Here is a 14470-nt window from a genome sequence, read left to right as displayed (position 1 = left end):
GAAAAATCCACCGCACTTTTCTTTCAATGGATATAAAGTGCGGTGGTTTTTTCTTATTTTTTCTCAGGGGTAACGTCTAATACTTCCACATCAAAATAAAGGGTTGAGTTAGGTGGAATTGGGCCTGCGCCTTGTTTTCCATAGGCTAAATCTGCTGGGATAAGCAGGGCAATTTTGCCGCCTTTTTTGACTAACTGAAGCCCTTCTGTCCAGCCCTTAATCACTTGATTTAATTTGAATTCTGCTGGCTGACCACGTTCTACGGAGCTGTCAAACACCGTGCCATCGGCTAATTTTCCTGTGTAATGCACTTTGACCATATCATCAGGTTTGATTGCCGCACCTTCACCTGCTTTTTCAATGCGGTACATTAAGCCAGACGCAGTTTTTTTCGCACCGTCTTTTTTCATAAAGTCCGCAGTGAATTTTTCGTTTTCAGCTTGTACTTTCGCTTGGCGCGCTTCATACACTTTGTCGCCAATGGCTTTTAATTTTTCTTGGATTTGTTGATCCGTTAAATCGCCTTTGCCCTCTAAGGCATCGTTCACGCCTTGTAATACGCGAGCTTTGTCGTAACTGATCACATCTTTTTGATCGTTGATTAAGGTTTCAAGGAATTGTTTTCCTGTGGCATACCCCACCACATAAGAGGCTTCATCATTGAATTTTTTGTCCGCTGCTTGATCAGCAAAAACTGAGCCAGAAACCACCGCACTTAATGCGAGTGTGATAAGAGAGAATTTTTGAATTTTTAACATTGTTTATCATCCTTTATAATGAGTCGGAATGTTTGATAGGTTAAATTGTATTGAGCAATTTAACAACCATTATTTAGGGTCTATTGATAATTCATTATACATTTTAAACATAACGCTAAGGATTATTTATGCAAATTCAACTTGAGCAAGCAAAACAAATTGCCGAATTAGAAACAAAAGTGGCGTTTCAGGAACACGCCATTGAAGAATTAAACCAAGCCTTGGTGGAACAACAATTTATGCTAGAGAAAATGCAGTTGCAACTGCGTCATTTAGCGGCGAAGTTAAAAGATTTACAACCCTCTAATATTGCAAGCCAAGCAGAAGAAACCCCGCCACCGCATTATTAACGGCATAAAAAAGGCTAATCACAAGGATTAGCCAAAGGTTTTTATAGGAAGTTCTAATTATGCTATGGAGTTAGTTTTGGTTCGCGAAGTATTTTTCTAAATCTTCGCTTCCACCGATGTACTCCCCACCGATGAATACTTGTGGCACGCTGGTTTTACCTGTGATCGCACGCACAGAGATGGTGCTTGCATCGCGGCCTAATACGATTTCTTCAAAGGTGTAACCTTTCACTTTTAACAAACCTTTTGCTTTTGCACAGAATGGGCAGCCTGGTTTAGTGAAGATAGACACTGAAGGTTTTGCTTGCCAATCAGGTTTTAAGTATTTGATCATTGTATCTGCATCAGACACTTTGAACGGATCGCCCGGCTCGTTTGGCTCGATGAACATTTTTTCCACCACGCCATTGCGCACAAGCATTGAATAACGCCAAGAACGTTTACCAAAGCCAAGGTCATCTTTATCCACAAGCATACCCATACCTTCAGTAAATTCACCGTTACCATCTGGGATTACGGTAATGTTTTCTGCTTCTTGATCCGCTTTCCACGCGTTCATTACGAAAGTGTCGTTTACAGATAAACAGATAATATCGTCCACACCTAAGGCTTTGAATTCGCACGCTAATTCGTTATAACGTGGTAAGTGTGTTGATGAACAAGTTGGGGTAAATGCACCTGGTAATGAAAATAACACGACGGTTTTGTTATCAAATAATTCTGAAGTGGTTACATCAACCCATTGATCACCTTGACGAGTATGGAATGTTACTTGAGGAACTTTTTTTCCTTCCATTGTTGCTGTCATAATCTTTCTCCTATTGCGATTAAAATAATGATTTCTTATTGACGGGGTGAATTATAGTGAAAATCGTGATATAGTTACAAACGATTAATACCTATCCTTTTAATTGTTCCTTTCTATGATGGAGGAAGCAGAGAAAATATGAATATCCGTGATTTAGAATACTTAGTGGCGCTCGCCGAACACAAACATTTTCGCCGAGCCGCAGATGCCTGCCACGTTAGCCAACCAACCTTAAGCGGACAAATCCGCAAATTGGAAGACGAACTGGGCATTATTTTACTAGAGCGCACCAGCCGTAAAGTGCTATTTACCCAATCGGGCTTGCTCCTTGTGGAACAAGCTCGCACCGTGTTGCGCGAAGTCAAAGTGCTGAAAGAAATGGCAAGCAATCAAGGCAAAGAAATGACTGGGCCATTGCATATAGGAATGATCCCAACCCTTGGGCCTTATCTGCTGCCTTATATTATGCCTGCACTGAAACAAGCCTTTCCTGATTTAGAGCTATTTTTATATGAAGCGCAAACTCACCAGTTGTTAGAACAACTGGAAAGTGGACGTTTAGACTGTGCCATTCTTGCCACCGTGCCAGAAACCGAAGCCTTTATTGAAGTGCCATTATTTAAAGAAAAAATGTTGCTTGCGATTTCCCAAGAGCATCCTTGGGCAAAAGAGAAGAGTATCCCAATGGACAAACTCAAAGGCTGTGAAATGCTAATGCTTGATGACGGCCATTGCTTGCGAGATCAAGCTCTGGGCTATTGTTTCACCGCTGGGGCAAAGGAAAATCCCCATTTCCAAGCCACCAGTCTTGAAACCTTACGCAATATGGTTTCCGCCAACGCAGGAATAACCTTAATGCCAGAGCTTGCGGTGTTAAACGAAGGCAATCGCACAGGAGTAAAATATCTCCCTTGTGTGCCAGAACCCTCACGTACCGTAGCATTAATTTATCGCCCCGGTTCACCACTAAGAATGCGTTATGAACGGGTGGCAAATACCATTAGCAATATCATCACCCCGATCCTTCAACAAAAATAAGAGGGCAAAATGGCAGGCGTTCGTGCAATTCAAAAAGAAAAAACTAGACGCGCGTTGATCAGCGCCGCGTTTAATCAGCTCAGTGCAGAGAAAAGTTTTTCTAATCTCAGTCTGCGTGAAGTGGCAAGAGAAGCAGGCATTGCGCCTACCTCTTTTTATCGCCATTTTCGTGATATGGACGAACTCGGCTTAGAAATGGTGGACGAAGCAGGCCTAATGCTGCGCCAATTAATGCGCCAAGCACGAAAACGGTTGGAAAATGGCGGTAGCGTTATCGTGATTTCGGTGAATACGTTTTTTGAATTTATCACCCACAGCACCAATGTTTTCCGCTTATTGCTGCGTGAAAGTTCAGGCACATCGCACGCGTTCCGCACCGCCGCAGCACGGGAAATTAAGCATTTTATTGACGAACTGGCAGAATATATTGCCGAACGCAATGGCTATTCGCGCCACATTGCTTATATTCAAGCAGAGGGCATCGTTACACTGGTGTTCACCGCTGGTGCGAATGCCTTGGATATGAATAAGGAAGAACGTGAGTTGCTCAAAGAACGGGTGATTTTACAACTGCGTATGCTCGCCAAAGGGGCTGCCTACGCCGCCCAAAAGGAAAAGCCCCTAAAATAAAGTGCGGTGCTTTTTTCGTAAATTTTTCTCATAAAAAACCTGCTTAAACGCAGGTTTTCTTTCTAATGGTAAAAATTAGGCTTTTTGTAGCTGTTTTTTCAGCTTAGTGAGTTTGTCTTTCATCCGCTGACGCTTAAGCGGAGAAAGATAATCCGCAAAAACAATACCATTTAAATGATCAATTTCGTGCTGGATACAGATCGCCAATAAACCATCAGCATTCAGTAAAAAATCTTTACCATTTTTGTCCAAGGCACGCACAGTCAGCTTTTCTTTACGCGGTACAAAGCCATTCATTCCCGGCAAAGACAAACAGCCTTCTTCAATGCCCGTTTCGCCAGAACTTTCGATAATTTCAGGGTTAATTAACACAATTTGATTTTCTTTCGTGCCTTCAATGTCGATCACAATCAAACGGCGATGCACATCAACTTGGGTTGCCGCCAAGCCAATACCCTGCTCGTGATACATTGTTTCAAACATATTATCAATCAAAGTGTGTAATTCTTCATCAAATTTTTCCACCGGCTGCGCCACCGTTTTAAGGCGCTCATCGGGGTAAATCAACACATCAAGTAATGCCATAAATTCATTATTCCTTTTTTAATCTCTAAAATTATTAAACTGGAATGGCTGTCCTAATTCCGCATTTTTCACCAGTTGGATCACCGCTTGCAAGTCATCACGGGATTTCCCTGTTACGCGCACTTGCTCCCCTTGAATTTGAGTTTGCACTTTGAGCTTGGATTCTTTGATAAGCTTAGTGAGTTTTTTCGCCATATCCGTTTCGATACCTTGTTTCAGCTTAATTTCTTTGCTAAAGGTTTTACCGCTGTGTTCATATTCTGTTGGAATATCCAATGACGCAGAATCAATGCCACGCTTAATGCAGGCATTACGCAAAATATCCACCAGCTGCTCCACTTGGAAATCGGACTCACTGGCCACTTTAATGGTTTCGTTTTTTTCGTTTAACTCGATAGAAGAAGGCACGTTGCGGAAATCCCAACGGTTAGCTAAATCACGGTTGGCATTTTCCACCGCATTACGCACTTCGTGCGCGTCTAATTCAGAAACAATATCAAATGAAGGCATAATTACTCCTCGTTTTTCATTATTCGGTCATTTGCACCTAAAATACATAATAGTGCAGTTAAGTCGGCAAAGTTTACCACAATTTGCGCCTCTTGTTGCACTTTCGGCTTGGCGTGGAATGCCACACCGAGATTGGCGACTTTCATCATTGGCAAATCATTCGCACCATCACCAATGGCAACGGTGTTTTCCATTGGAATATGATATTGTTCGCTCAATTGACGCAAGGTATCCGCTTTATATTGCGCGTCCACCACCGCACCTTGCACTTCGCCAGTCAAAATGCCGTCCACAATCTCGAATTGATTGGAAACCGCCGCATCAAGCCCTAATTCTGCTTTTAAATAATCCGCAAAATAAGTAAACCCACCTGACGCAATGGCAGTTCGCCAACCGTATTTCTGCAAGCCTTGAATGGTTTCCACTAATCCTGAAGTTAGCGGCAATTTTTCTCGCACTTGTTGTAAAATGTTTTCAGGTGCGCCTTTTAGGGTTGCCACGCGGCGGCGCAGGCTTTGCTCAAAATCTAACTCTCCGCGCATGGCTTGCTCGGTGATTTCAGATACCAACTCACCTGTGCCAGCCAATTTCGCAATTTCATCAATACACTCAATTTGAATGGCGGTAGAATCCATATCCATCACTAACAAGCCTTTTTTCTGCAAACGAGCGGAAAAATTGAGCCGCGCAATATCCACTTCTAATTGATGAGCATATTCTTGCCACTGCGCTTGCCAATTGCCTTGCAACAGCACCGCAAGGTTATGCGCTTCAATCCAATAGTCAAAAAGCGTGAAATTTTCACCGCACTTTTGCTGAAATTTCTGCAATTTAGCCAAATCTAAGGTTTCGCCATAAAGCAAAAAATAATTCTGTCCTGCGGCAAGGGATTGCGTCTGTTGCACTGGGCAAGGCAGATTTGGATACTGGTGTTGTAATTGGTTGAGATTTTGTGTTTGCATAGAAAATCCTGTAAATTATCGGCATTTTTACGATTTATTGTGCCGTGAACACATAAATAGACTAAAATAACGCCTTATTCTAGCCTATTTTGCGAAATCTTGGGGAAAATAACGTGCAACTCATCAAAGAAAAAGCACTGAAAATCACGATGATTGTTATCATAATCTTATTTTGCCTTGGCATAATGGGCGTGATTTTATTCGGTGTGCAACAATTTAAACTGGGATCACAATTAGCTAGTGTCAATCAAGTAACGAATCTTTCCCATTTATTAGTGCGTCAGCAAGCCAATTTATTTTCAATGTTATTGATTAATAATACAAAATCAGAACAGCTGACAGAAAACTTAGATAATTTTGTGAAAGAGGATTTTATCCTTGATGCTTCAATTTATTCTAATCGGGGTGAGCTGTTAGCGCAGAGTTCCAATGCTTCATTATTACGTCTGCAATTAGGGCTTGATCAGCCCGTGGCAAAAGAAATCATCAATCAACAAATTGTTGAACCAATTTATTCTTCTGACGGCGTGGAAGGTTTTTTGCGCGTAACCTTTAATAATAAGTATGGACAAACCACGCAAAGCAAAATCAATCTGATTTTTAACCGTCTTTACGGTGAGATCATTATCGTGTTTCTTACGGGAATATTATTTGCCAGCTCCATTCATTATTTTTTAAGCCGTTATCGCCGAGTGAAACGCAAACAACTTGAGCTTTCCCAGCCTGCTAAAAAGAAACAACCTCAAACAGCCAGTCGTTTCACCTATCACAGCAGACGCAGACGATTAAAAAATAAATCATAAAAAAACCGCACTTTTAAAGTGCGGTTTTATTTTTCTGAATTTTTTAATCTGAAATTACGCTAATTTTTTGATTTGAGCAGATAATTTAGATTTGTGGTTCGCTGCTTTGTTTTTGTGGATTAAGCCTTTAGATGCCATACGATCCACAACTTTTTGCATTTCTACGAAAGCGGCTTCAGCCACAGCTTTTTCACCTGCTGCTACAGCGGCGTAAACTTTTTTAATGTAAGTACGCATCATAGAGCGTTGGCTTGCATTGTGTTGGCGGCGTTTTTCTGATTGAACCGCGCGTTTTTTAGCTGACTTGATATTAGCCAAGGTCAAACTCCTAAAAATTTCTGTTAGTTTATGAGATAAATAAAGGCGTAAACTATGCCTTTCCGTTCCATAATTGTCAATAAACAATTAGCAAAATTTAGCTTGATTACTCGGTGAGACACAACCGAAAGTCTGCATCGTTCGCTGAAAATGCGGCTTTCAATGTAGCCCACCCAAACGATGTGGGCGAATTTTATCAGTTTTTTTGCCTAGAATATAGCTTAAAAACAAAATTTCTATACAATTAAGCCAAATTTTTCTTGATGAGAAAGCTATTTTGAGTAAACGATTATTAAAATCTGGCATTATTGTCAGTGCAATGACTTTATTATCGCGCGTGCTTGGACTGGTGCGTGATGTGATTATCGCACAAATCATCGGTGCGGGGTTAAGTGCTGATGTGTTCTTGTTTGCCAACCGTATTCCTAATTTTTTACGCCGTTTATTTGCTGAAGGGGCATTTTCTCAAGCCTTTGTGCCTGTGTTGGCGGAATACCAAAAAGCCGGCGATCTCAGCAAAACTCAGCAATTTATCAGCAAAGTGTCTGGCACTTTGGGGGGATTGGTTACCCTTGTTACCCTTTTTGCGATGGTCGGCTCGCCCGTGGTCGCCGCCATTTTTGGTACAGGCTGGTTTATTGATTGGCTCAATGATGGGGTAAACGGCGTGAAGTTTGAACAAGCCTCGCTGTTACTCAAAATCACCTTTCCCTATTTATGGTTTATTACCTTTGTTGCGTTATCAGGGGCAATTTTAAACACGCTCGGCAAATTTGGCGTGATGGCATTTTCGCCCGTGTTACTCAATATTGCGATGATTTGCACCGCACTTTTCCTTGCGCCCTACACATCGAGCCCTGATCTTGCCCTTGCTATTGGGATCTTTATTGGCGGTTTGTTGCAATTTTTATTTCAGTTGCCTTTCTTAAAGCAAGCAGGCTTATTAGTGAAACCAAAATGGGCGTGGAATGATGCAGGGGTAAAAAAAATCCGCACGCTGATGATCCCTGCCTTATTCGGGGTTTCCGTGAGCCAAATCAATTTACTGCTGGATACCTTTATTGCCAGTTTCTTGATGACAGGCTCGATCAGCTGGCTTTATTATTCTGACCGTTTGCTCGAATTTCCTCTTGGGCTTTTTGGTATCGCCATTTCCACTGTGATCTTGCCAACCCTCGCCCGCCACCACGTTAATCGTTCGGATAATGCCGAACAAAGTGCGGTGGATTTTCGCAACACAATGGATTGGGGCGTGCGAATGATTTTGTTGCTTGGCGTGCCTGCGATGATCGGCATTGGCGTGTTGGCACAGCCGATGTTGCTAGTGCTATTTATGCGGGGTCAATTCCTCTTTTCTGATGTGCAAGCTGCTTCCTATTCCCTGCTTGCCTTTAATGCGGGGCTGTTGAGCTTTATGCTGATTAAAATTCTCGCCAATGGTTACTATGCCCGCCAAGACACCAAAACTCCCGTGAAAATCGGCATTATCGCAATGGTGAGCAATATGGCATTTAACCTGCTTGCCATTCCGTTTAGCTATGTGGGGCTTGCCATTGCTTCGGCGATGTCTGCCACCTTAAACGCCTATTTGCTCTATCGTGGCTTGGCTCGGGCAAATATTTATCATTTTAGTAAACAAAGTGCGGTGTTTTTTACCAAAGTTTTACTTGCAGGGCTGGCAATGGGCAGCGTAATTTGGCACTATTGTCCAACATTAGAAAGCTGGCAACAAATGACATTTATCACTCGCATTCACTGGCTGGCTTGGCTTATTGCCCTTGCAGCATTGATTTATGGCGGCACATTATTGCTTTTAGGCATTCGCAAACGCCATTTATTACATTCATAAAAATAACGAAAAAAGCACCGCACTTTATTTGAACCAAGGTTCAGCGAAATGGGAACAGTATGAAATTATTGCAACAAAAAAAACGCCATTTATGGCTTTATGCAAGCCTACTTACCGCTTGGAGTTTAAGCAGTATCAATAGTTATGCCGAACATACCGTGGATCTCAAAGTCATTGGGGTAAAAGGGGTAAAAGCCATTGAAAACGTGGATATTTACACCAAGATGATCGATCCTGAAGAAGCGGACGGCTCAGATCGCTATCAATATATTGTGAGTGAAGCCATCAAAAAAGCCTTGCGCGTTTATGGCTACTACAACATTAAAATTGATTTTCGCCTGCAACCTGCCAAAGGAGGCAAACGCCCTGTACTCATCGCTGATGTAAATGCTGGCAAACCTGTTTTGCTCACCGGAATGGATATTCAAATTTTGGGCCAAGCAAAAGACGATGAAGCCTTCAAAGCGCTAGATAAAAAACTGCCTAAACTTGGCGAATTGCTTTATCACTCCAAATACGAAGATTACAAAAGCGATCTGCAATCCCTTGCTCTGGCACGCGGTTATTTTGATGCCGATTTTGATGTTTCCCAATTATTAGTGCGCCCTTCCACTTATCAAGGCTGGTGGAAAATCACCTTTGATAGCGGCGAACGCTATCGCTTCGGCAAATTCACCTTTCAACGCTCGCAAATTCGTGAAGATTATTTGCGTAATATGATGGAAATTGAAAAAGGGCAACCTTATCTCATCAATGACCTTTCCAGTTTTACCAACGATTACACCTCCACCAACTGGTTTAGCTCGGTGTTAGTGCAGCCTAACCTTGATGAAGAAAATAAAATTGTTAATGTTGATGTGCTACTCACGCCGCGTAAAAAAAATGCCATGGACGTGGGGATAGGTTATTCCACTGATGTCGGCCCGCGCTTTCAATGGGGCTGGACAAAGCCTTGGATCAACAGCCGTGGGCATAGTTTCCGTTTTAATCTTTATGCTTCTGCGCCAAAACAAACGGTGGAAGCGGTGTATAAAATGCCATTGTTGAAAAATCCGCTGCGTTATTATTATGAATTTTCCACTGGTTACGAACGGGAAAAAACTAACGACACAGAAACCTCATCAGGCACCTTTGCGGCGTTGCGTTATTGGAATCGCATATCAGGCTGGCAGCACGCCCTTGGGTTGCGTGTGCGTTATGATTCTTTCACCCAAGCCAATCATTCTGATCGCACTTGGTTGGTTTACCCCACTGCGTCCATTAGCCGTACCCGCTTAAGGGGCGGTTTATTCCCAACTTGGGGCGATGCACAGCGTTTAACCGTGGATTTTGGGCATAAAATCTGGCTTTCTGATGCGAATTTCTTCAAAGTACAAGCGTCCAGTGCGTGGATTCGCACCTTTGCCGATAATCACCGTTTCTTAGTGCGTGGTGAGATCGGTTGGTTACAGACCAAAAATTTAGAGAAAATTCCGCCCGCACTTCGTTTCTTTGCTGGGGGCGATCGTAGCGTGCGCGGTTACGGCTATAAAAAAATCTCACCAAAAAATGCCGATGGCAAATTGGTGGGGGCAACCCGTCTTGCCACGGGAACATTGGAATATCAATACCAAGTTTATGAAAACTGGTGGCTCGCCACCTTTGCCGACACAGGGCTTGCGGCGAACAGTTTCGATTTAGAAGAACTGCGCTATGGCGCGGGAATGGGCGTGCGCTGGGCATCACCTATCGGCGCAGTAAAACTGGATATTGCCACCCCAATTCGTGACAAAGACAACAGCAAAAACGTGCAATTTTACATTGGTTTAGGTTCGGAATTATAGGCAACAAAAATGACAAAAGAAGCGCAATCCACCCCAAATACTGAAAAGCAAAATATGGCAAACGAAAGCACTGAAAACCAAGGTACAGAAAATCAGGCGGAACACTCCCCTGCCGTGAAGAAAAAACGTCCATTATGGAAAAAACTGCTGTGCATAAGTGCGGTGATTTTTTTGCCGATTTTTGCCTTGCTCGCCACCCTTGCCACCAATCAAGGGCAGCGTGGTTTGATTCAGCTGGTGGATAAGCTAATGGATAGCCTTTCTATTGAGCAGGTGGAAGGCGGCTTGCAAAATGGGCTAACCCTGCATAATGTCAAATTTCAGTCAGAGGGTGTGGATACGCAAATTCAGCAGGCCCATTTGCAACTGGATTTGTCTTGCTTGCTGAAAGCCAAAGTTTGCCTGCAAGATCTCAGCATTCAACAACCACAAATTCATATTGACACGACAAAGCTGCCGCCGTCCGAAGAAAAGGACAAAGATCCTAGCCCAATGAAAAAAATTCATCTGCCTGTAGCAGTGCTAGCAGACAATGTACAAGTGCAGGATTTAGCTTTAACTATCGATCAAACGCAGATTAATTTGGCCCACTTTTCCACCGCACTTAGCCTAAACAATGAAAGCGGTTTTACCCTTGCGCCAACGCAGATTAATGATTTGTTAATACAAACTTACAGCTCTCCAGAAGAAGAAAAAACCGCACAAAAAACGGAAAGCAAAGCCACTCAACCAACAGAGCAAGCCATTGATTGGCAACAGTTAGAACAACGTCTTACCCCAGCTTTGCTCGGCAATTTAAATAAAATCGAGCTGCCTTTTGATCTCCATATTACCGATATTCAAGGTAAAAATTGGCAATATCAACAGCATTTCGACAGCGCAAATAAGGCGCAAGATAATGCACAAAATAAGGCACCAAAAACTGAAACCGAGCCTGCCCCTGCACAGCAAATTGAGGTGTCCTCTTTGCAAATCAATGCTGATGCCACAGGCAATCAAGTGCAACTGCACAACCTGAATATCGCCAGTTCAGTGGGAACGCTGGCAGGGCAAGGCACAATGCAGCTGGACGAAGATTTCCCCCTTGATTTTCAGCTTAACAGCCAACTGAAAGGCTATGCGCCATTGAATATCCCACAGGGCGATCTCAGCCTACAACTTTCAGGCCAACTGCGTGGGCAAACGCAGCTTCATTTGCAAAGCAAAGGGGATATTAATGCGGAGCTGGTGGGCAATGTGGCGCTTAACCAAGAAAAAACGCCTTTTGATCTCAAGCTAACCAGTAAAAGCTTGCAATATCCTTTTGATAAAAAAGAAAAAGATCCGCTAAAAGTACAAAATTTAACGCTCAATCTAACTGGCGATTTGCTGGCTTACCAAGCGCAACTGAATGCCGATGTTTCTGGAATGAGTACGCCAAAAACACAAATTACCAGCCAAATTAACGGTAAACTTTGGCAGGCCAACATTGCACAATTTGCGCTTAACACCTTACAAGGCAAGGCGAATTTAAGCGGTGAAGTAAACTGGCAAAAAGGCGTACAATGGCAAAGTGCGGTGGATTTTTCACAATTAAATATCACTCAATATTTGCCGTCAATGCCTGCGGTGCTGTCTGGTCATTTCAGCTCGCAAGGGCAAGTTGATGGGCAAAATTGGACAATTAACGTCCCCGATTTAGACATTAACGGTACGCTTTCTCGCCAGCCATTAAGCCTCAAAGGCAAGCTCAGCGCAGATAACAACAAATGGCTGCAAGTGCCAAATCTGTTGCTCAATTACGGTGAAAACCGCATTGCAATGCAAGGGGAAATCAGCCAGCAATCCGATTTATCTCTTGATATTCACGCGCCCAATTTACGTGGTTTGCTGCCTGAACTTTCCGCCACCCTGTTTGGCTATGCAAAATTGAAAGGGGACATTCGCGAGCCAAATTTAAACGTGGATTTAACAGGTAACAATATTCGCTTCCAACAATTACAGCTGAATAAATTCGCCGTTAAAGGGGATATCCGTTCGCAGAACGTGATTAGCGGTGATTTAAATGCCAATGTAACGGGCTTGAAATATGCTGATGTAGAAATTAACCAAGCGACCCTTGCGTTATCGGGTGATGAAAAAAATCACCAATTACAGCTGCAATCACAGGGTAAACCTGTGGCGGCTAATTTAAAAATTGCAGGAAATTTCGACCGCACTTCGCAAATCTGGAAAGGGCAAATTAGCGGTGTGGATATTCAATCTCCAGTGGGAAAATGGCAAACCAATCAAGGCGTTGCAGTAACTTATAATCAAAACAAAATCGAAGCCGCCATTTCCTCACATTGTTGGTTAAACAGCGATATTGAGCTATGTTTCCCCAAAAATTTCACCGCAGGGAAAAACGGCGAAGTACCATTCCAAGTGCGTAAATTGGATTTAGCCTTAATCAACAAACTATTGGATAAAGAACAAAACCAAACGCAAATCAAAGGGCAATTACAAAGTCAGGGAACGGTGGCGTGGTTTAGCGATAAACCGCTGAAACTCAATGTGCAAGTGGCGGGCAATCATTTATCAGTGGCGCAGAAAATTGATTATCGCACCTTCAACCTGGCTATTCCGAAAGTGGACATTAAAGCCCAAATGGAAAACAACAATCTGAATTTGGATTCCGCCATTGATTTAATGGAAAATGGCCGAATTACCACCGCACTTAAATTGCAAGACTTGGCAAAATCTCGCACCTTAGGGGGCAACATTAGCATTCAGCGCTTAAATCTCAATTTAGCCAAACAACTGCTTTCAAGTGGCGAAAAAATTAATGGCGAAATTGCTGCCAACCTCACCTTAGGCGGCAATCTCAATGCACCGCTTATTCACGGTAATTTTGATGTCAATCGTTTAAGTGCCACAATGAAATCCCTGCCATTCACCATTAAAGACGGCAATTTATCGATGCGTTTTGCCGGCAATCGTTCCACCTTGCAAGGCTATGTGCAAAGCCCTGAAAGCCGTTTAGATATTACTGGCGAAGCGGATTGGAAAGATGTGGAACACTGGAACACGCGTGTGCAAGCCAAAGCAGATCGCTTTAATGTGAATATTCCGTCAATGGCAAAATTAAAAATTAGCCCAAATGTGGAACTCACGGCCAATCCAAAACTGCTTGATATTTCTGGTACAGTAGATATTCCTTGGGCAAGAATTGCCATTGAAGAATTGCCAGACAGCGCCGTTGCCGTAAGCGGTGATGAAGTGATTTTAGACGGCCCAGACAAAACCAAAGTGGGGTTAAAAAACGGTGAAATTAAAGCGCGTACGAAAAGCGGTATGGAAATTCGCTCCGATCTGAAAATTAATATCGGTGATGATGTTACCCTCAACGCTTACGGCTTAAACACCAGCTTAAACGGCTTGCTTTCAGTCAAACAAGACAAAGGCAAACTGGGTTTATTTGGGCAAATTTACTTGAAAAATGGGCGCTATGCCGCTTATGGGCAAGACTTACTAATTCGCAAAGGGCAAATCAGTTTTTCTGGCTTGCCATCTCAACCAATGCTAAATATTGAAGCCATTCGCAACCCAACGGCAATGGAAAACAGCAATATTACCGCTGGGGTAAAAGTAATCGGCATTGCCACAGCCCCGCAAGTTACGGTGTTCTCCGATCCTGCTAGCTCGCAAGATGAAGCCCTCTCCTACTTGCTAACAGGGCGTTCGCTGGAAAATAGCGGTGAAGCAGGATCAGGCGGTTCAATCGGGGCGGCACTGCTTGGAATGGGCTTAGCCAAGAGTGGAAAATTAGTTGGAGGCATTGGTGAGGCCTTTGGTGTGCAAGATCTCAGTCTAGGCACGCAAGGGGTGGGCGACAGTTCCAAAGTTACGGTGAGCGGCAACATTACACCACGCTTACAGCTCAAATATGGAGTCGGTTTATTTGATGGATTGGCAGAATTTACCGTCCGCTATAAATTATTGCCACAGCTTTATTTACAATCCGTTTCGGGGGTAAACCAAGCCGTGGATCTGCTTTATCACTTTGACTTTTAGGGAA

At 43.1% G+C, this 14470-nt stretch carries 13 protein-coding genes; 7 read left to right on the top strand and 6 right to left on the bottom strand.

Going from position 1 to position 14470, the window contains the following annotated elements; translation table 11 throughout:
• Positions 1–53: 53 nt before the first annotated feature.
• Positions 54–758 carry an FKBP-type peptidyl-prolyl cis-trans isomerase gene (locus tag ELZ61_RS02150; RefSeq protein ID WP_126371113.1) on the bottom strand — a complete coding sequence of 235 codons (705 nt, stop codon included), beginning with the start codon at positions 756–758 and terminating at the stop codon, positions 54–56.
• A 128-nt stretch (positions 759–886) separates the two neighbouring features.
• Here ELZ61_RS02150 and ELZ61_RS02145 point away from each other — a divergent pair, with 128 nt between their 5' ends.
• Positions 887–1108 (top strand): SlyX family protein, encoded by a 222-nt coding sequence (locus tag ELZ61_RS02145; protein ID WP_103853504.1) that lies wholly within the window; start codon positions 887–889, stop codon positions 1106–1108.
• A 70-nt stretch (positions 1109–1178) separates the two neighbouring features.
• Here ELZ61_RS02145 and ELZ61_RS02140 read toward each other — a convergent pair whose 3' ends face one another.
• Positions 1179–1916: a glutathione peroxidase gene (locus tag ELZ61_RS02140; RefSeq protein ID WP_126371111.1), complete on the bottom strand. Its 738-nt coding sequence runs from the start codon at positions 1914–1916 to the stop codon at positions 1179–1181.
• Between the two features lie 138 nt (positions 1917–2054).
• Here ELZ61_RS02140 and oxyR point away from each other — a divergent pair, with 138 nt between their 5' ends.
• Positions 2055–2954 (top strand): DNA-binding transcriptional regulator OxyR, encoded by a 900-nt coding sequence (oxyR, locus tag ELZ61_RS02135; RefSeq protein ID WP_126371109.1) that lies wholly within the window; start codon positions 2055–2057, stop codon positions 2952–2954.
• A 9-nt stretch (positions 2955–2963) separates the two neighbouring features.
• The gene (gene fabR / locus ELZ61_RS02130; RefSeq protein ID WP_103853501.1) at positions 2964–3584 is read left to right on the top strand and encodes an HTH-type transcriptional repressor FabR; all 621 of its coding nucleotides are present in this window, start codon (positions 2964–2966) and stop codon (positions 3582–3584) included.
• A gap of 75 nt (positions 3585–3659) precedes the next feature.
• Here fabR and def read toward each other — a convergent pair whose 3' ends face one another.
• Genes def through serB form a run of 3 tightly spaced genes read right to left on the bottom strand, consistent with a single transcriptional unit; the run spans position 3660 to position 5641 of the window.
• Complete coding sequence (def, locus tag ELZ61_RS02125; protein ID WP_103853500.1) at positions 3660–4169, bottom strand: peptide deformylase; 510 nt, start codon at positions 4167–4169, stop codon at positions 3660–3662.
• Positions 4170–4187: 18 nt separating this feature from the next.
• A complete protein-coding gene (locus ELZ61_RS02120) occupies positions 4188–4679 on the bottom strand; it encodes a YajQ family cyclic di-GMP-binding protein (RefSeq protein WP_126371108.1) in 492 nt (163 codons plus the stop codon).
• A gap of 2 nt (positions 4680–4681) precedes the next feature.
• Positions 4682–5641: a phosphoserine phosphatase gene (serB, locus tag ELZ61_RS02115; protein ID WP_126371106.1), complete on the bottom strand. Its 960-nt coding sequence runs from the start codon at positions 5639–5641 to the stop codon at positions 4682–4684.
• A gap of 113 nt (positions 5642–5754) precedes the next feature.
• On the opposite strand from serB, the gene ELZ61_RS02110 reads away from it, so the two are divergent.
• Positions 5755–6444: a YtjB family periplasmic protein gene (locus ELZ61_RS02110; RefSeq protein ID WP_126371104.1), complete on the top strand. Its 690-nt coding sequence runs from the start codon at positions 5755–5757 to the stop codon at positions 6442–6444.
• Between the two features lie 54 nt (positions 6445–6498).
• On the opposite strand, the gene rpsT is transcribed toward ELZ61_RS02110, so the two are convergent.
• Positions 6499–6762, bottom strand: a complete 264-nt coding sequence (gene rpsT / locus ELZ61_RS02105; protein ID WP_017805402.1) for a 30S ribosomal protein S20 — start codon at positions 6760–6762, stop codon at positions 6499–6501.
• Between the two features lie 277 nt (positions 6763–7039).
• On the opposite strand from rpsT, the gene murJ reads away from it, so the two are divergent.
• The 3 genes from murJ to tamB are packed head-to-tail and all read left to right on the top strand — an operon-like array spanning position 7040 to position 14466.
• A complete protein-coding gene (gene murJ / locus ELZ61_RS02095; RefSeq protein WP_126371101.1) occupies positions 7040–8611 on the top strand; it encodes a murein biosynthesis integral membrane protein MurJ in 1572 nt (523 codons plus the stop codon).
• Between the two features lie 59 nt (positions 8612–8670).
• Complete coding sequence (gene tamA / locus ELZ61_RS02090) at positions 8671–10434, top strand: autotransporter assembly complex protein TamA (protein WP_126371099.1); 1764 nt, start codon at positions 8671–8673, stop codon at positions 10432–10434.
• Between the two features lie 54 nt (positions 10435–10488).
• Positions 10489–14466: an autotransporter assembly complex protein TamB gene (gene tamB / locus ELZ61_RS02085; protein WP_126373543.1), complete on the top strand. Its 3978-nt coding sequence runs from the start codon at positions 10489–10491 to the stop codon at positions 14464–14466.
• The last annotated feature ends 4 nt before the right edge of the window (positions 14467–14470 follow it).

The sequence above is a fragment of the Avibacterium volantium genome, assembly GCF_900635775.1.
GTDB lineage: Bacteria > Pseudomonadota > Gammaproteobacteria > Enterobacterales > Pasteurellaceae > Avibacterium > Avibacterium volantium.
This window is presented reverse-complemented; position numbering and strand designations above follow the sequence as displayed.